The 15,534-nt window shown below is 67.4% G+C and carries 19 protein-coding genes; 13 read left to right on the top strand and 6 right to left on the bottom strand.

Going from position 1 to position 15,534, the window contains the following annotated elements; genetic code table 11:
* The first annotated feature begins 3 nt into the window (after nucleotides 1–3).
* Nucleotides 4–480 carry a 50S ribosomal protein L11 gene (locus DVH23_RS09965; protein WP_114577287.1) on the top strand — a complete coding sequence of 159 codons (477 nt, stop codon included), beginning with the start codon at nucleotides 4–6 and terminating at the stop codon, nucleotides 478–480.
* A 61-nt stretch (nucleotides 481–541) separates the two neighbouring features.
* On the opposite strand, the gene DVH23_RS09970 is transcribed toward DVH23_RS09965, so the two are convergent.
* The 3 genes from DVH23_RS09970 to DVH23_RS09980 are packed head-to-tail and all read right to left on the bottom strand — an operon-like array spanning nucleotide 542 to nucleotide 1,850.
* A complete protein-coding gene (locus tag DVH23_RS09970) occupies nucleotides 542–1,123 on the bottom strand; it encodes a DUF655 domain-containing protein (protein ID WP_114577288.1) in 582 nt (193 codons plus the stop codon).
* Between the two features lie 47 nt (nucleotides 1,124–1,170).
* Nucleotides 1,171–1,527, bottom strand: coding sequence for an RNA polymerase Rpb4 family protein (locus tag DVH23_RS09975; protein WP_114577289.1), 357 nt, complete (start codon nucleotides 1,525–1,527; stop codon nucleotides 1,171–1,173).
* Nucleotides 1,524–1,850 carry a 50S ribosomal protein L21e gene (locus tag DVH23_RS09980; protein ID WP_114577290.1) on the bottom strand — a complete coding sequence of 109 codons (327 nt, stop codon included), beginning with the start codon at nucleotides 1,848–1,850 and terminating at the stop codon, nucleotides 1,524–1,526. The genes DVH23_RS09975 and DVH23_RS09980 overlap by 4 nt, the downstream gene beginning before the upstream one ends.
* A gap of 129 nt (nucleotides 1,851–1,979) precedes the next feature.
* Between DVH23_RS09980 and DVH23_RS09985 the strand changes: the two genes are divergently transcribed.
* A complete protein-coding gene (locus DVH23_RS09985; RefSeq protein ID WP_114577291.1) occupies nucleotides 1,980–2,525 on the top strand; it encodes a GNAT family N-acetyltransferase in 546 nt (181 codons plus the stop codon).
* A 31-nt stretch (nucleotides 2,526–2,556) separates the two neighbouring features.
* Nucleotides 2,557–3,753, top strand: a complete 1,197-nt coding sequence (locus DVH23_RS09990) for a cystathionine gamma-synthase (protein ID WP_114577292.1) — start codon at nucleotides 2,557–2,559, stop codon at nucleotides 3,751–3,753.
* A gap of 332 nt (nucleotides 3,754–4,085) precedes the next feature.
* On the opposite strand, the gene DVH23_RS09995 is transcribed toward DVH23_RS09990, so the two are convergent.
* Together DVH23_RS09995 and DVH23_RS10000 are read right to left on the bottom strand one after the other, a co-directional pair.
* A complete protein-coding gene (locus DVH23_RS09995) occupies nucleotides 4,086–4,352 on the bottom strand; it encodes an elongation factor 1-beta (protein ID WP_114577293.1) in 267 nt (88 codons plus the stop codon).
* Nucleotides 4,353–4,354: 2 nt separating this feature from the next.
* Nucleotides 4,355–4,534, bottom strand: a complete 180-nt coding sequence (locus DVH23_RS10000) for an HVO_2753 family zinc finger protein (RefSeq protein WP_114577294.1) — start codon at nucleotides 4,532–4,534, stop codon at nucleotides 4,355–4,357.
* Between the two features lie 118 nt (nucleotides 4,535–4,652).
* Here DVH23_RS10000 and DVH23_RS10005 point away from each other — a divergent pair, with 118 nt between their 5' ends.
* The 8 genes from DVH23_RS10005 (at nucleotide 4,653) to DVH23_RS10040 (ending at nucleotide 11,928) form a co-directional block, all read left to right on the top strand.
* A complete protein-coding gene (locus tag DVH23_RS10005; protein WP_114577295.1) occupies nucleotides 4,653–5,090 on the top strand; it encodes a DUF5788 family protein in 438 nt (145 codons plus the stop codon).
* Nucleotides 5,090–6,847, top strand: coding sequence for a DNA polymerase/3'-5' exonuclease PolX (gene polX / locus DVH23_RS10010; RefSeq protein ID WP_114577296.1), 1,758 nt, complete (start codon nucleotides 5,090–5,092; stop codon nucleotides 6,845–6,847). Before DVH23_RS10005 ends, polX begins: the two co-directional genes overlap by 1 nt.
* Nucleotides 6,848–6,893: 46 nt before the next feature.
* Nucleotides 6,894–7,610 carry an SDR family oxidoreductase gene (locus DVH23_RS10015; protein WP_114577297.1) on the top strand — a complete coding sequence of 239 codons (717 nt, stop codon included), beginning with the start codon at nucleotides 6,894–6,896 and terminating at the stop codon, nucleotides 7,608–7,610.
* A 75-nt stretch (nucleotides 7,611–7,685) separates the two neighbouring features.
* On the top strand, nucleotides 7,686–7,874 hold the full coding sequence (locus DVH23_RS10020; protein ID WP_114577298.1) for a multidrug transporter: 189 nt from the start codon (nucleotides 7,686–7,688) through the stop codon (nucleotides 7,872–7,874).
* 139 nt (nucleotides 7,875–8,013) lie between these two features.
* Nucleotides 8,014–9,120 (top strand): branched-chain amino acid ABC transporter permease, encoded by a 1,107-nt coding sequence (locus DVH23_RS10025; RefSeq protein WP_114577299.1) that lies wholly within the window; start codon nucleotides 8,014–8,016, stop codon nucleotides 9,118–9,120.
* Entirely contained in the window at nucleotides 9,117–10,415 is a 1,299-nt protein-coding gene (locus DVH23_RS10030) for a branched-chain amino acid ABC transporter permease (RefSeq protein ID WP_114577300.1), read from the top strand. Before DVH23_RS10025 ends, DVH23_RS10030 begins: the two co-directional genes overlap by 4 nt.
* Entirely contained in the window at nucleotides 10,412–11,224 is an 813-nt protein-coding gene (locus tag DVH23_RS10035) for an ABC transporter ATP-binding protein (protein ID WP_114577301.1), read from the top strand. Before DVH23_RS10030 ends, DVH23_RS10035 begins: the two co-directional genes overlap by 4 nt.
* Nucleotides 11,224–11,928, top strand: a complete 705-nt coding sequence (locus tag DVH23_RS10040) for an ABC transporter ATP-binding protein (protein WP_114577302.1) — start codon at nucleotides 11,224–11,226, stop codon at nucleotides 11,926–11,928. The genes DVH23_RS10035 and DVH23_RS10040 overlap by 1 nt, the downstream gene beginning before the upstream one ends.
* 27 nt (nucleotides 11,929–11,955) lie before the next feature.
* Here the strand turns inward: DVH23_RS10040 and DVH23_RS10045 are convergent, their stop codons facing one another.
* Nucleotides 11,956–13,428 carry an ABC transporter substrate-binding protein gene (locus DVH23_RS10045; RefSeq protein ID WP_114577303.1) on the bottom strand — a complete coding sequence of 491 codons (1,473 nt, stop codon included), beginning with the start codon at nucleotides 13,426–13,428 and terminating at the stop codon, nucleotides 11,956–11,958.
* Nucleotides 13,429–13,592: 164 nt separating this feature from the next.
* Here DVH23_RS10045 and DVH23_RS10050 point away from each other — a divergent pair, with 164 nt between their 5' ends.
* Both DVH23_RS10050 and DVH23_RS10055 read left to right on the top strand, forming a co-directional pair.
* Nucleotides 13,593–15,137 (top strand): acyl-CoA carboxylase subunit beta, encoded by a 1,545-nt coding sequence (locus tag DVH23_RS10050; protein ID WP_114577476.1) that lies wholly within the window; start codon nucleotides 13,593–13,595, stop codon nucleotides 15,135–15,137.
* Nucleotides 15,134–15,442: a hypothetical protein gene (locus DVH23_RS10055; protein ID WP_114577304.1), complete on the top strand. Its 309-nt coding sequence runs from the start codon at nucleotides 15,134–15,136 to the stop codon at nucleotides 15,440–15,442. The genes DVH23_RS10050 and DVH23_RS10055 overlap by 4 nt, the downstream gene beginning before the upstream one ends.
* The last annotated feature ends 92 nt before the right edge of the window (nucleotides 15,443–15,534 follow it).

Raw genomic sequence — 15,534 nt, forward strand, 5'->3', positions numbered from 1 at the left:
GATATGGCTGGAACCATCGAAGTGCTCGTCCCGGGTGGCCAGGCCAACCCTGGCCCGCCGCTCGGCCCCGAGCTCGGACCGACGCCCGTCGACGTCCAGGCGGTCGTCGGCGAGATCAACGACCAGACCGAAGCGTTCGACGGCACCGAGGTGCCCGTCACCGTCACCTACGAGGACGACGGCTCCTTCGAGATCGAGGTCGGCGTCCCGCCGACGGCGGCGCTGATCAAGGACGAAGCCGGCTTCGAGACCGGCAGCGGCGAGCCCCAAACGGAGTTCGTCGCCGACCTCTCGATCGAGCAGGTGAAGACGATCGCCGAGCAGAAACGGCCCGACCTGCTCGCCTACGACACGAAAAACGCCGCCAAGGAGGTCGTCGGCACCTGTGCCTCGCTGGGCGTCACCATCGAGGGCGAGGACGCCCGCGAGTTCAAAGCGAAAGTGGACGCGGGCGAGTACGACGACCGGCTCGCGGCCTGATCGGCTCCCGTTTTTCCCGGACCCGGCCTCGAGAGTAGCCTCACCGACGGCGCCGCGACCCCTATGCCTCCCGACCGACGAACGTCTTGTACTTCAGGTCCTCGTCGCGCAGTTCCTCGAGGATCCGCTCGACTAACACCTCGGCGGGGTCGTGGAGGCCCGAGACCCGCTCCTCTAACTCCTCGAAGCTCTCGAAGGGCTTGCGCTTTCGTTCGTCGAGGATCGAGTTGCGCAGTTTCTTCCCGATCCCCGGGAGGAGGTTGAGCTGGTGGAGCCGGAGCGTGATCGGCTGGGCGTCGTTGTAGAAGCCGACGAACCGCTCTTCTTCCTCCTCGACCAGGTCGGCGACGACGTACTCGAGTTCGGACTCGGCTCCCGAGGTCAGGTCGTCGTACGTGACCTCCCGGAAATCGACGACCACGTCGCGCTCCTCGGCCGGCTCGACGACGACCCGGGTCCCGATCGTGAGCCGCTCGTCCTCGTCGAAGGCGACCTCGTAGAGCCGGAAGTTCTCGAGGCCGAGGGCGTACCCCGCGGGCGACTTCTGGTACTGGGGACGGCCGTCGTCGGAGAGGCCGTGGGGGAGGTAGTCCAACACGACGGCGTGACGTACGGTCGGCTCGTCGCTCTCGGCGTCGGTCATTGCCCGCGGATACGGCGACCGTCTACTTAAAGAGTCTGCCGGCCCGCCTACGCGTACCGGGTGACGACGTTCAGGATCTCGTCCAGTTCGTCACCCGAGAGGGTGTAGCGCTGCTGGGCGTAGACGGATCGGAGCTCGTCGCGGTCGCGTGGAAGCAGGTTCGCGATCTTGTAGGCCGTCGGCTCGTCGACCTTCTCTATGTCGCGAAGCTCGGAGACGAGTTCGCGGGACTCCTCGGGCGAGAGGACCGAAAACCGGTTGGCGTGTTCGATGGCTCGGGCCAGTTCGTAGGGGAGTTCGCGGTCCTCGTCTACGGAGCGTTCGGCCTCGAGGTCGGCGAGCAGTTCCTTGGTCTCGGGGATGGTGAGGTACTCCTCGCTTCTGATCTCCTTGAAGATCGTCATTCCTGGTCCTGGCTCTGGAGGCTCACCGCGTCGGGATCCTGTCCCCGGAGGTGGGCCGCCGAGACGATCAGGGTCTTCTCCTTGCCGCCGTCGGTGATCGAGACCTTGAACGACTTCCCTTGCTTGCCGAGGACCTCGCCGGTCTGGCCGTCGAAGCGGGGGTGGTAGCGGCCGTCGGGGACGCTGGGATCGATCTTGAGGTGGACCTTCTGGCCGACCTCGTACTCCTGGATCGCGCGCTGTGGCGGCGAGGTCCCCCGGTCGCGGGGGTCGTTCGAGAGCGTTTCCCTGGTTCCTTGGCGGGGTCCGTCGGAGTGGGGCATGGTCGTTGGCCCCCTCTTATCCGGTAACGACTATAAAAGACACGTTCCACGGGCGTCGCGGGCGATGGGCGTGCGGGTCCGTCCCTGACCGGGACCACGCTTATCCCCGGGCCCCGAGTCGGTGTCGACATGCCGGGAGCACGCGCCGCCGTCGGCGACCGGGTCACCCTCCGGACGGTCGAACGCGAGGACAGGGACTTCCTCCAGCGCGGGTCCGCAAACCCCGAGATCAGGTACCCGATGGGCGCCCGTCTCCGGAGTCGCGAGGAGATCGAAGCGTCGCTCGAGGACGAGGCCGACCGGTGTCTGGTCTGTCTCGACGACTCCGACGCCGGTCCCGGCCAGCCTGAAGGGGACACCCGGCCGATCGGCGCGGTCACGGTCGAGGACGCCGGCTGGAAGCGCCCCGAACTGACCTACTGGCTCGTCCCGGAGGTCCACGGCGAGGGCTACGGGAAAGAAGCCGTCTCCCTGGCCGTCGGGTACGCCTTCCGAACGTACGACACCCCCGTGGTGAGCGCGCGGGCGTACGCGTCCAACGACGCCTCCCGCGGGCTGCTGGAGTCGCTCGGCTTCACCCAGGAGGGCGTCCTCCGCGGGTTCATGTACGTCGACGGCGCACACGTCGACTGTGCGGTCTACGGGTTGGGCCGCGAGGAGTGGGAGAAGGGGTAAGGATAACCTACCTCCGCTGCCTCGGCCCGGTATGGACGACCACGACGCCGACCCCGAACGCGACGGCCCCACGGAGCGGTTCCGGATCGAGACCCGATCGGTCCACGCCGGTCAGGCCCCCGACCCCGAGACCGGCGCGCTGATGACGCCGATCTTCGCGAACTCGACGTACGAACAGGACGCCCCCGGCGCCCATCGGGGCTACGAATACTCCCGAACGGGGAACCCGACCCGGACGGATCTGGAGGCGAACCTCGCCGACCTGGAGAACGCCGACTTCGGCCGCGCGTTCGCCAGCGGGATGGCCTCGATCAACACCGTCTGTAACCTCCTCGAGGCGGGCGATCACGTCGTCACCGGCAACGACGTCTACGGCGGCACCCACCGCCTCTTTACGCAGGTCTACGAGGAGTACGACCTCGAGTTCTCGTTCGTCGATATGACCGACCTGGAGGCGATCGAAGGCGCGTTCCGCGAGGAGACCGAACTGCTCTGGCTCGAGACGCCCACCAACCCGCTCATGTCGATCGCCGACATCGAGGGCGCCGCGGAGATCGCCCACGCGAACGACGCGCTCTGTGCGATCGACAACACGTTCGCGACCCCCTATCTGCAGCGGCCGCTCGATCTCGGGGCCGATATCGTCTCGCACTCGCTGACGAAGTACCTCGGGGGCCACTCCGACGTCGTCGGCGGCGCGCTCGTAACGAACGACCCCGACCTCGACGAGCGGTTCGGCTTCTACCAGAACTCCGTGGGCGCGACGCCGGGCCCCTTCGAGTCCTTCCTGGTCCTCCGGGGCACCAAGACCCTCCCGGTCCGGATAGACCGCCACTGCGAGAACGCCCACCGGGTCGCCGAATTCCTCGACTCTCACCCCGACGTCGATCGGGTCCACTACCCCGGCCTGGACTCTCACCCGGGCCACGACCTCGCCGCCGAGCAGATGGACGACTTCGGCGGGATGCTCAGCTTCGAACTCGACGCGACCTTGGAAGAGGCGGGCGAGGTCGTCTCCGCGACCGAGGTGTTCACCCTCGCCGAGAGTCTCGGCGGCGTCGAGAGCCTCATCGAACAGCCCGCGCCGATGACCCACGCCGCGATCCCCCGCGAAGAGCGCCTCGCCGCCGGGCTCAGCGACGCCCTCATCCGCGTCTCGGTCGGGATCGAACACGCCGACGATCTGGTCGCCGACCTCGAGGGCGCGATCGAGTCGGGGCTCGAGTAGAGACGGTCCCAACCGTGAACTAAACGACCAGTAGTCTTTTGTTGGTTAAATATGTTTATTTCCCATGGTATTAGAAGCGCTCCTCAGTACGAGTATTTTCCTCGGGGTGTTGTCACTCGTAGGTGTGGTTGTCGCGTCATACGCTGGAACAACGCTGGCATTGAAACGGTTTTTTGGAGACCGACACGGCAGCGCCCACAGCAGGAGTACTGATAGCCGTCTCCCCTCTACGTAACGAGGGTGTTCGATTCGTTCGCAGAAGCCGATAGCCTCCCCAACGGTACAGAGCGCGATTGTTTACAAAACTGATGGGTGTCCGGATCGAGAACGGCTTAGATTCGGCCGACGTTCTCGACTTCGACGCTCTCGACGTCCTCCAGGCCCGCGAACTCCTCCTCGACGGTTTCGGTGCCGCCGGCGTCGTCGGGGACGATCACGGTGGGGTGAAGCGAGACGAGGCCGAAGGCGACCTCCTCGCGTTCGACGCCGTTGATCTTCGCGCCCTCGGGAAGGGAGGTCTCGAGTCGCTCCTGGAGGGCGTCCAGGTCGACCTCGGGGCTGGTCGGCATCACCTTGAGTTTGGCTGCGACCTTCGCCATGGTCAGGGACCCAGGAAGCCGCAGTCGGGACACTCATAGAGGTTGCTCTGCTTTCGGCACTTCGCACAGCGGTAGATGACGGTGCCACAGTCGGGACATTTGAACCGGGCGGCGTTCGTCCCGGCGACGCTGATCCCACAGGAGACACACGAACGCGTGCCTTGCTCGTCGGTCGTGCTCATACCCTTCCGTTCGTCCGTTCGCTTTTAACGGTTGTCTTTCGGCGCGTCCCGGCGGGCCGGCGCCGCGGTCGGCCCCGGGGGGACGTACATTTTTGGCTCCCCGCCACCCAGTTGGGGTGTGCAAGCGTACGAACGCAAACAGCTCCTCGAGCGCGTCGAGCGCGAGGGCGCGACCGTCGGCGCGGAGATCCCCGACCGGATCGAGATCGCCGGCGAGGAGATAGACCTCCAAGAGTTCGTCTTCGAGATCAAACGCCGAGAGACGGTTCCGGAGGGCGAGCGCGAGCGCGTCGAGCACGCAAAGCGCAACCTCCGCCGGGAGCGCCTGCGCCGGGTCGAGCGCATCGAAGAGGACGACATCGACCGCGCCGAGGGCGAGGAACTCGCGGGCTCGATCATCGGCATCGACCGGGCGCTGAACGCCTTAGAGAGCCTGGGACCGACTGACCTCGAGGCCGAGTCGAAGGCCCAGGAGGCAGCCGACAAGAAGCGCTGGACCTCGTTCCTGAAGAAGGCGCTGGGGAGAGACGACGGCCCGAGCCGGCGGGGGCGGTGATGGCCCGCGCCACCAACGCCGAACTCGCCGCCCGCTTCGAGGAGTTCGCCGACCTGCTGGAGGCACAGGACGTCGAGTACAAGCCCCGAGCCTACCGCCGGGCGGCGGAGGCGGTCGCGGCCCATCCCGCACCGATCGCGGACCTGATCGAGTCGGGCAACGAGGAGGCCGTCGAGGGGATCGAGGGCGTCGGCGACGCCATCTCGGCGAAGATCGAGGAGTACGTCGAGACGGGGGAGATCGAGGAACTCGAGGGCCTCCGCGAGGAGTTGCCCGTGGATATGGCCGCCCTGACCCGCGTCGAGGGCGTCGGCCCGAAGACCGTCGGCACGCTCTACGAGGAACTGGGCGTGCGAAATTTAGACGACCTCGAAGCGGCGGCCGAGGCCGGCGAGATCCGGGAGGTGAAGGGGTTCGGCGAGAAAACCGAACGAAACATCGCGGAGGGTATCGAGTTCGCCCGGACGGTGGGGGAACGTCAGTTGCTTGGGGAGGCACGGCCACTGGCCGACGACGTGCTCGCCTTCCTCGAAGGCGTCGACGCCGTCTCTCGGCTCGACGTCGCGGGCTCGATTCGCCGGTGGCGCGAGACGATCGGCGACGTCGACGTCCTTGTCGCCAGTGAGGACGGCGAGGCGGTCGTCGGCGCGTTCGTCGGCTGGGACTCCGTGGACGACGAGATCGAATCCGGTCCCGAGAAGGCCTCCGTCCGGGTGGGCGAGGTCCGTGTCGATCTCCGGGTGGTGGTCCCCAAGGAGTTCGGCTCCGCGCTGCAGTACTTCACGGGGAGCAAGGACCACAACGTCCGACTCCGAAATTACGCGATTGACCGGGGGCTGAAGGTAAACGAGTACGGCACCTTCGACGTCAACGGGGTCGAGGATCCCGATTCCGGACAACGAGTCGGCGAGCGCGTCGCCGGCGAGACCGAAGAGGGCATGTACGAGGCCCTCGACCTCCCGTGGATCCCGCCCGAACTCCGCGAGGATCGGGGAGAGATCGCCGCCGCCGCTGCAGGCCAGCTTCCCGACCTCCTTACTCGCGAGGACGTCCGGGGTGACCTCCACACCCACACCGACTGGTCGGACGGGACCACCCCGATCGAGGAGATGGTCGAGGCTGCCGCCGATCGGGGGTACGACTACTACGCGATCGCCGACCACGCCGAGGGGCCGGGCGTCGTCGCCGACGTCGGCCTCTCGCCAGCGGAGATCGACGACCAGATCGCCGAGATCCGGGCGGTGGACGCAGAGCGGGAGATCACGGTGTTCGCGGGGATCGAGGCGAACGTCGACGCCGAGGGCGAGGTCGACCTTCCCGAAGAGATCGTCGAGAAACTGGACCTCGTCGTTGCCTCCCCCCACAGCGCCCTCGATCAGGACTCGGGGGCGGCGACCGACCGGCTGCTCGCGGCGATCGAGAACCCCGCGGTCGACATTATCGGCCATCCCAGCGGCCGACTCCTGAACCAGCGCGAGGGGCTTTCGTTCGACGCCTCGGTGTTGGGCGAGGCCGCAGCCGACCACGGGACGGCACTGGAGGTAAACGCCAACCCGAGCCGGCTCGACCTCTGGGGAAGCGCCGTCCAGGCGGCGATCGAGGCGGGGGCAAAAATCGCTATCGACACGGACGCCCACCGGCCGGCGACCCAGGAGTACATGCGCTGGGGCGTCCACACCGCCCGGCGCGGGTGGGCTGAACCCGGCGACGTCATCAACTGCTTCGAGGAACAGGAGCTTCGGGCGTTCCTCGAGTGACTGCCGGAGCCCCCGGTTTGATCCCCTCGCGAGTCGAAGCGTCGGTATGGCCCCGACAGCCAGCTTCGACTTCGAGGGATCGGTCGCAGTCGTGACGGGCGCGAGCGGCGCGCTGGGGAGCGCGGTCGCCGAGCGCTTCGACGCGGCGGGCGCGACGGTGTGTGCGATCGACGTCGTCGCCCCCGACGACGAGGACGCCCTCCTGTCCGCGGAGGGAATCGACTTCCGGGAGGCGGACCTCACCGACGAGGGGGAAGTCGAGAGAGTGGTCGAGGAAATCGCAGACGACCACGGCGGGATCGACCACCTGCTCAACATCGCCGGCACCTGGCGCGGCGGCGACCCCGTAGAGGAGACCGCCCTCGAGACGTTCGACCTCCTCGTCGACGTCAACCTCAAAACGGCGTTTCTCGCCTCGAAACACGCCCTCCCCCACCTCCAGGAGCGAGAGGGGTCGATCGTGAGCGTCAGCGCGAAGTCCTCGCCCTCCGGCGGGGAGGGTGACGGACTCTACCGGGCGACGAAGGCCGGAATCCGGCTGCTGACGGAGACGATCGCCGCCGAGAACGTCGGCTCCGTGCGTGCGAACTGCGTCATGCCGAGCGTGATCGACACGCCGGCGAACCGGGAGATGATGCCCGACGCCGACCACGACGAGTGGGTCGATCCGGGCGAGATCGGCGAGACCATGCTCGCGCTCTGTAGCGATGCGACGGCCGTGACCAGCGGGGCGGCGGTGCCGGTGTACGGCGACGCCTACTGAATGGGGTTGGAACCGGGTTTCCGACGGAGAACATCGTCACACACGCTTTTCACGACGGCGCGCCAACACGACGGTATGGCACTCGGGTACCGCGACCGATCGCCGCTGGTCGCCGCGTTCGGACTCGCCGTCGCCGTCGTCGCGATCGTCGGCACGCAGGTTCTGGGTTGGGAATGGGGTTCCGGGCAGCTCGTCCCGACGCTCGTCGGCGTCGTCGTGGCCGGGATCGCCGTCGTGGCCGTTCTCCGCCGGCTGTCGGGCTGAGGGGTCCGGGGGCCGAAGGCGCGCGCCAGCGGACATCCGACGATACCCGTTCTCGCGGGTTCTGATAGACGTATGATCGGTCTTCGGGCCCTGGAGTGCGTGAACTATATGGCGGCTCCGGCTCACACTCCGCACGAGTATGAGTACAGTCGATCTCGGAGGGGGGATCTCGAGGCTGACGTCCGAGCGGACGGTTCGCGCGCTCGTCGTCGTCGCCGCCGTCGTCCTCGCGCTCGATCTCGTCCGTCGCATCTACACCGGCTCGCTGACGCTCGGAACGCTCGGTTTCTACCTCTGGAACGGGATCGTCGACGGCCTCGTCTTCGGGCTGGCGGGGATCGGGCTCTCGATGACCTACAGCATCCTCCGGTTTGCGAACTTCTCGCACGGAGACCTGCTGACGACGGGGGCGTTCTCGGGGTGGACGGTCGCGTACCTGATCGCCGGTGCGGGGATCGCCGACACGAGCAGCCGGCTCCTGCTTCGGGCCGACGGGGGGGCACCGCCGGGCCAACTCGATCTCCAGATCCTCGGCGAGCCGATCGCGATCCTCGCCGGATTGGTCGTCGCCGCCCTCCTCACGGTCCTGATCGCCCTCGCGATCGACCGGGTGGTCTACCGCCCACTGCGTGACGCCGGCGGGATCCCGCTGCTGATCGCGAGCGTCGGGGTCGCCCTCGCCTTGCGATACTTCATCGCGCTGGTCTACACCTCCCAGAACCGAGCGGTCACCGCCTCCTCGCCCGAGTGGAGCTCGCCCGTCTTCTTCTGGACCGAGGGGGTCAACGTCCACGAACTCACGATGGTCGTCTCCGCGACGGTGTTGATGGTCGGGATCCACCTCCTCCTCCAGTACACGAAACTGGGGACCTCGATGCGGGCGATGGCCGACAACAGGGACCTCGCGCTGATCACCGGGATCCCGACCGAGCGCGTCGTCCGTGCGACCTGGATGATCGGCGCCGGCCTCGCCGGCGTCGCAGGCTACCTGATCGTCCTCGATCGGGGAACGATCACGATCAACCTCGGCTGGTTTCTCCTCCTTCTCATCTTCGCCGCGGTCATCCTCGGCGGGATCGGCTCGATCTACGGCGCGATCGTCGGTGCCCTGATCATCGGGCTCACGATCAACGTCTCGCTGGTCTGGATCCCGAGCGACATGAACGAGATCGCGGCGTTCGGGCTGATGATCCTCGTCTTGCTCGTCCGTCCCCAGGGGCTGTTCGGGGGGGTGGAGACGGCATGAGCGAGCACGGCGATTCGCGGCCCCAGTGGGTGACCGACGCGCTCCTGATCGGCGGCGCCCTGCTCGCGACGTACGCCGTCTTCACCGTCTTCGGGCTGGTCCTCGGCCTCGACGTAAACGGGATCGTGAGCACCCTCCAGCGGGTCACCTTCTTCGCGGCGGTCTACGCCCTGCTCGCGCTCGCGCTCAACCTCCACTGGGGGTATACGGGACTGTTCAACATCGGCGTCGCGGGCTTTATGGCCGTCGGCGTCTACGCGATGGGACTTCTCTCCTCGGCCGAACAGGGGTTCGGGCTCCCGCTGTGGATCGGCGTCGTCGGGGGGATGATCGCGGCCGCCCTCGTCGGACTGCTCGCGGCCCTGCCCGCCCTGCGCCTCCGGGCGGACTACTTCGCGATCGTCACCCTCGGGCTCTCGGAAATCATACGGCGGGCACTGCTCTCCTCGTCGCTCCGGGAGTTCGAAATCGGCGGGCAGAGCCTGGGAACGGGCGGCGGCAGCGGGATCGGGTTTCCCGCGACCGAGGGCGTGGTCGACTACGTCCTCTACGCCGGCGCCGAGCGCGGGGGCGACCCCGCCCTGCTCGGCAGCCTGCTCTTCCCGCTCGCCGAAACCGTCGGGATCCAGCCCTCGGTCGTGCGCTCGAGTGTCTACACCGCCCTGCTGGTCGTCTTCGTGATCGCCTTCTACCTGATCCTCTCGCGGATCGGGGCCTCCCCGTTCGGCCGCGTACTAAAGGGGATCCGCGAGGACGAGGTCGCCGCCCGGTCCCTGGGGAAACACACGAACACGGCGAAGATCAAGGTCTTCATGCTCGGCTGTGCGCTGATGGGCCTGGCGGGGATGCTCTGGCAGGGAAGCCGCGGGACGGTGACGCCGAGCCAGTTCATGCCGATCGTCACCTTCTACGTCTTCGTCGCGCTCATCGTCGGCGGCTCGGGCTCGAACGCCGGCAGCATCGTCGGCGGTCTGGTCTTCGCCGCCGCGCTCTGGGAGGGGCCACCGTTCGTCCGCCGGATCATCCGGGCGAACATGGACGTGAGCACCCCGACGACGATCTACGACGCCCTGCTTCCGCTCGCCGATCTGGACGTGCTCCCGCTCGTGGGCTACCTCGTCGGGAGTTTAGACGAGATCCGCTTCATGATCGTCGGGATCGTCCTCGTCGTCCTCATGCTGTGGCGTCCCGACGGCCTGCTCGGCCACCGCAAGGAGATCGCCGCCGCCACCGACCTCTCGCGGCCCTCCCGGCGGGCCGGACGGGAAGGGGTCGAGGAGGGGGGAGACCCATGAGCGAGACGAGCGAGGCCCCGGCCGAGCAGCGAGATGCCGGCGAGGCGCTGCTCGCGGTCGAGAACCTCCGGAAGACCTTCGGCGGGATCGTCGCCGTCGACGACGCCAGCTTCTCGGTCGAGCGGGGGACGATCACCGGGCTGATCGGACCCAACGGCGCGGGGAAGTCGACCACCTTCGACTGCATTACGGGAGTGTACACGCCCGACGCCGGCACCGTCACCTTCGACGGCGAGGAGATCACCGGCCGGTCACCCCCTGCGATCGCCGACCGCGGGCTCGTCCGCACGTTCCAGATCGCCCGGGAGTTCCCCGAGATGACCGTGTTGGAGAACGTGTTGCTCGCGCCCAAAGACCAGCTCGGCGAGTCGCTGTGGCGCTCGGTCGCCCCGATCGCTCGCCGGGAGGTCGTCGAACAGGAGGAGGAACTCGTCGAACAGGCCTGGGAGACCCTCGAGTTCTTCGAGATCGATCACCTCGCCCGCGAGTACGCCGGCACGCTCTCGGGGGGCCAGCGAAAGCTCCTGGAGCTCGCGCGGGCCCTCCAGACGGAGCCCTCGATGCTCCTACTCGACGAGCCGATGGCCGGCGTCAACCCCTCGCTGGAGAAGAAGCTCTTAGAGCGGGTCCACGACCTCCAGGAGCGGGGATACACCTTCCTCATCGTCGAACACGACATGGACGTCATCATGAACCACTGCGAACGAGTGATCGTCATGCACCAGGGCTCGGTCCTCGCCGAGGGCGAACCCGCCGCGATCAAGGAGGACGAACGGGTGATCGAGGCCTACCTCGGGGGTGAGAACTGATGGCCGCCCTCGAGGTCGCCGATCTGGACGCGGGCTACGGCGAGTTACAGGTCCTGGAGGGCGTCGACATGACGGTCGAAGACGGCGAGTACGTCAGCATCGTCGGCCCGAACGGCGCGGGGAAGTCGACGGTGATGAAGTCGGTCTTCGGGCTGACGACGGTGATGGGCGGGCGGATTACGTTCGACGGCGAGGGAATCACCGGCCGCCGCCCCGAGGAGATCATCACGACCGGGATCGGCTACGTCCCCCAGAACGACAACGTCTTCCCGTCGCTTTCGGTCCGGGAGAACCTGGAGATGGGCGCGTACATCCTCGAGGACGTCCCCGAAGACCGGATCCAGCGGGTGTACGACCGGTTTCCCATCCTCGAGGAGCGGGCCGGCCAGAAGGCGGGGTCGCTCTCGGGGGGCCAACGCCAGATGCTCGCGATGGGACGGGCGCTGATGCTCGATCCCGAACTCCTCATGCTCGACGAGCCGAGCGCCGGGCTGGCCCCCGACCTCGTCTCGGAGATGTTCGACCGGATCGACCGGATCAATGCGGACGGGACCGCCGTCTTGCTGGTCGAACAGAACGCCAAGGAGGCCCTCGCTCGCTGTGACCGGGGGTACGTGCTCGTCCAGGGCCAGAACCGCTACGAGGACAGCGGCGACGCCCTCCTCTCCGACGAGCAGGTCCGCCGGGAGTTCCTGGGCGGCTGACCGAATCAAAAAACGAGGATCCGTGAGTCAGGCTTCGTAGTCGATCTCGTCGACCGTCTCGACGCCGTCCATGCTGAACTCGAAGATCTCGTAGGTAACCGCCTGCATGTCGCCGTTGTCGTCGAAGTCGACGCCGCTCGAGGCGCCCTCGTACTGGACTTCCTCGCCGTCGGCAACCATCGAGACCCCCTGGGCCAGGTTCTCCGGGCCGACGACCTCGCCCTCGGGGTTTGCGACCGCCCGGATGTTGTCCCGGACGGCGGTGCCGTCGTTCTCGCCGGCCGCGACGTTCGCGAGGATCAGGACCGCGGTGGCGTCGTAGGCCTGTGCGGTGAAGACGCCGGGCGAGGAGCCGTACTCCTCCTCGTACATCTCGGTGAACGCCTCGACCTGTGGACCCGCGGCCAGCGGTGCCGTCCCGATCACGTTGGCCATCTCGTTGTCGACGTTGCCCGGAAGGCCGTCGTCCCGGAGCCCGTCGGTGACCATGATCGTCGTCTCGCCGTCGTCGAAGTCGGCGTAGTAGTCCCGGAAGATCTGCTGGCCGCTCGCGGGGTAGCCGATGACGATCATCAGGTCGGGATCGTCGGCCAGCGCGGTCTCCAGCACCGAGGAGTAGGAGGGCTGTTCGGCCTCGAAGGCGACGGTCTGGCTGACCTCCCCCCCGAGTTCCTCGAACGCCGAGACGAACGATTCGGAGAGCTGCTGGCCGTAGTCGTTGTTGAGGTGGAAGGAGGCGGCGGTCTCGAACCCCTCCTCGTCGGCGAGTTCGGCCATCACCTCGCCCTGGAGCGCGTCGCTCGGGCAGGTCCGAAACAGGAAGTCGTCGTCCTCCAAGTCCGTGATCCCCGGGGCCGTACTCGCCGGGGAGATGCCGACGACCTGGTTGGGCGCGAGGACGTCCGTCGCGACCGGGATCGTCGTCGAGGACGCCGCAGCGCCCGTGATCCCCGGGTAGCCCGCGTCGACGAGCGCCTGGGCCGCGCTGAGGCCGGCCTCGGTGTCGGTCTGGGTGTCCTCCTCGCGGATGTCGAGTTCCAGGCCGGTGCCCTCGAGCTGGGCGCCCGGCAGGATCGCGCCGTCCCGGATGGGTCCGCCAAGGTCGCCCAGATCGCCGGTCGTCGGCTGGAGGACGCCGACCATGACCTCGCGGCCGATGTCGATCTCGACGTCCTCGGCGGTCTCGTTGCCGCCGGTTTCGTTGCCCTCCGACTCGTTGTCGTCGGTCCCGTTGTCCTCCGTTTCGTTGCCGTCGGTCTCCTCAGTCCCGTTTTCGGTTTCCGCTTCGGTTTCGGTCCCCTCCGTGTCGTTACCGTTGCCGGTGTCCTCGCCGTTGCCGGCGTCGGCGGCCTCCTCGTCCTCGCCGTTGCCGTTTCCGTTGCCATTGCCATTTCCATTGCCGCCTCCGCCGTCGAGGCAGCCGGCGAGCCCGATCGTTCCGGTCACGCCCGCAGCACCGATCCCACGGAGAACGTCACGTCTGTCTATTTTCCGCGCCATACCCGGTACAGAGAGAGGGATAGCATAAATCAGTTGTGGGGAGTTCGAATTCGTGCGAAGCAAGCACCGGTCCCGGCGTCGTCGTGGAGTCCCAGAACGCTTTTTGTGCCCGTGGCCGTTGGCCCGCCAATGACCGCGAGCCGGGAGGGGCGAGTCGCATGACGATGGAAGACCGGATCGAGGAACTCGAGGCGCTCCGCGAGGAGGCGCTCGTCGGCGGCGGCGAGGCCAGGATCGAGCGCCAACACGAGAAGGGGAAGATGACCGCCCGCGAGCGGATCGACTACTTCCTCGACGACGACACCTTCACCGAGTTCGACCAGCTCCGGACCCACCAGGAGAGCAACTTCGGGATGGAAGAACGCAAGATTCTGGGCGACGGCGTCGTCACCGGCTACGGGAAGGTCGACGGGCGCACCGTCTTCGTCTTCGCCCACGACTTCACCGTCTTCGGAGGGTCGCTGGGCGAGGTGTTCGCCGAGAAGATCACGAAGGTGATGGACCAGGCGATGGAGGTCGGCGCGCCGATCGTCGGGCTCAACGACTCCGCGGGCGCGCGCATCCAGGAGGGCGTCAAGAGCCTGGCGGGCTTTACGGAGATCTTCCAGCGCAACCAGCAGGCAAGCGGCGTAATCCCCCAGATCTCGGGAATCATGGGGCCGTGTGCGGGCGGGGCGGTCTACTCCCCCTCGATCACCGACTTCATCTTCATGGTCAAGGACACGAGCCACATGTACATCACCGGCCCCGGGGTCACCGAGACGGTCACCGGCGAGCAGGTGACCCACGAGGAACTCGGCGGCGCGATGACCCACGCCGATCGGACCGGGGTCGCCCAGTTCGCCTGCGAGGACGAGGAGGAGGCCCTCGACGACATCAGACGGCTGCTCTCCTATCTCCCACAGAATAACGTCGAGGACCCCCCGCGCGTCGAGCCCTGGGACGACCCCGACCGCCGGGACGACGCCCTGAAATCGATCGTTCCGAGCAGTCCCCAGAAACCCTACGACATGACGAACGTGATCGATTCGGTCGTGGACGAGGGCTCCTTTTTCGAGGTCGCGGAGAACTTCGCGAAGAACATCGTCGTCGGCTTCGGCCGCCTCGACGGCCGTTCCGTGGGCCTCGTGGCCAACCAGCCCCGAGTCAACGCCGGCACGCTCACCGTCGACGCCTCGATGAAGGGCTCGCGGTTCGTCCGCTTCTGTGATTCCTTTAACATCCCCATCGTCACCTTCGTGGACGTCCCCGGCTACATGCCCGGCACCGACCAGGAGCACCGGGGAATCATCCGCCACGGTGCCAAACTCCTCTACGCGTACGCGGAGGCGACGGTGCCCCTCCTCACCGTGATCACCCGGAAGGCCTACGGCGGCGCCTACTGCGTGATGGCCTCGAAGAACCTGGGTGCGGACATCAACTACGCCTGGCCCACCGCGGAGATCGCCGTCATGGGCCCCCAGGGCGCCGTCAACATCCTCTACCGGGAAGAACTCGCCGAAGCCGACGAGCCCGACCGACTCCGGGACGAACTCATCGAGGAGTACCGCGAGGAGTTCGCCAACCCCTACACGGCGACCGACAAGGGCTTTCTCGACGACGTCATCCAGCCCACCGAGACCCGCCCGCGGCTGATCGACGACCTCGAGATGCTCGAGACGAAACGCGAGGAGAGCCCCGACAAGAAACACGGGAACATCCCGCTGTGACGGGGGACGACGCCGACTCCGGAGTCGAGGGCGAAACCGAGGGAGAGGACCCCAGATACGATCTCGTCATCCCCGACGACGCCGGCGACGACGAGGCTGCCGCCATCGCCGCCGCCGTCGGTGCCCACCTCCGGGATCGGGAGGCCGCGGCAGCGGCGGCCGCCGCCGACACGGAGGAGACGTGGGACGGGAAGCGGTGGGCCTTTTCGGGGCGGATCCGCGCCCAGCAGCGCCGCCATGCCCGCGTGCCCCGGGAGGCGCCGACCGATCCCTGGGCAGCGGCGGGACGGACCGATCGGTTCTGATTGCGGTCGTCCCCAGGAGGGTCGGTGTGTTCGGGGCGATCGACGACGCTCGTCGGCTCGAGTCGTTCCGAGAAAGAAGCCGGGTCCGTCGC

This window comes from Saliphagus sp. LR7, assembly GCF_003344565.1.
Lineage (GTDB): Archaea > Halobacteriota > Halobacteria > Halobacteriales > Natrialbaceae > Saliphagus > Saliphagus infecundisoli.

Bases quoted from the DNA above. Each gene is read 5' to 3' on its own strand.
- DVH23_RS10020 (WP_114577298.1), top strand. From the start codon at position 7,686: ATGGCACTCGGGTACCGCGACCGATCGCCGCTGGTCGCCGCGTTCGGA.
- DVH23_RS10035 (WP_114577301.1), top strand. From the start codon at position 10,412: ATGAGCGAGACGAGCGAGGCCCCGGCCGAGCAGCGAGATGCCGGCGAG.
- DVH23_RS10030 (WP_114577300.1), top strand. From the start codon at position 9,117: ATGAGCGAGCACGGCGATTCGCGGCCCCAGTGGGTGACCGACGCGCTC.
- DVH23_RS09965 (WP_114577287.1), top strand. From the start codon at position 4: ATGGCTGGAACCATCGAAGTGCTCGTCCCGGGTGGCCAGGCCAACCCT.
- DVH23_RS09990 (WP_114577292.1), top strand. From the start codon at position 2,557: ATGGACGACCACGACGCCGACCCCGAACGCGACGGCCCCACGGAGCGG.
- DVH23_RS10025 (WP_114577299.1), top strand. From the start codon at position 8,014: ATGAGTACAGTCGATCTCGGAGGGGGGATCTCGAGGCTGACGTCCGAG.
- polX (WP_114577296.1), top strand. From the start codon at position 5,090: ATGGCCCGCGCCACCAACGCCGAACTCGCCGCCCGCTTCGAGGAGTTC.
- DVH23_RS10040 (WP_114577302.1), top strand. From the start codon at position 11,224: ATGGCCGCCCTCGAGGTCGCCGATCTGGACGCGGGCTACGGCGAGTTA.
- DVH23_RS09985 (WP_114577291.1), top strand. From the start codon at position 1,980: ATGCCGGGAGCACGCGCCGCCGTCGGCGACCGGGTCACCCTCCGGACG.
- DVH23_RS10050 (WP_114577476.1), top strand. From the start codon at position 13,593: ATGGAAGACCGGATCGAGGAACTCGAGGCGCTCCGCGAGGAGGCGCTC.
- DVH23_RS09980 (WP_114577290.1), bottom strand. From the start codon at position 1,850: ATGCCCCACTCCGACGGACCCCGCCAAGGAACCAGGGAAACGCTCTCG.
- DVH23_RS10015 (WP_114577297.1), top strand. From the start codon at position 6,894: ATGGCCCCGACAGCCAGCTTCGACTTCGAGGGATCGGTCGCAGTCGTG.
- DVH23_RS09975 (WP_114577289.1), bottom strand. From the start codon at position 1,527: ATGACGATCTTCAAGGAGATCAGAAGCGAGGAGTACCTCACCATCCCC.
- DVH23_RS09970 (WP_114577288.1), bottom strand. From the start codon at position 1,123: ATGACCGACGCCGAGAGCGACGAGCCGACCGTACGTCACGCCGTCGTG.
- DVH23_RS10045 (WP_114577303.1), bottom strand. From the start codon at position 13,428: ATGGCGCGGAAAATAGACAGACGTGACGTTCTCCGTGGGATCGGTGCT.
- DVH23_RS09995 (WP_114577293.1), bottom strand. From the start codon at position 4,352: ATGGCGAAGGTCGCAGCCAAACTCAAGGTGATGCCGACCAGCCCCGAG.
- DVH23_RS10000 (WP_114577294.1), bottom strand. From the start codon at position 4,534: ATGAGCACGACCGACGAGCAAGGCACGCGTTCGTGTGTCTCCTGTGGG.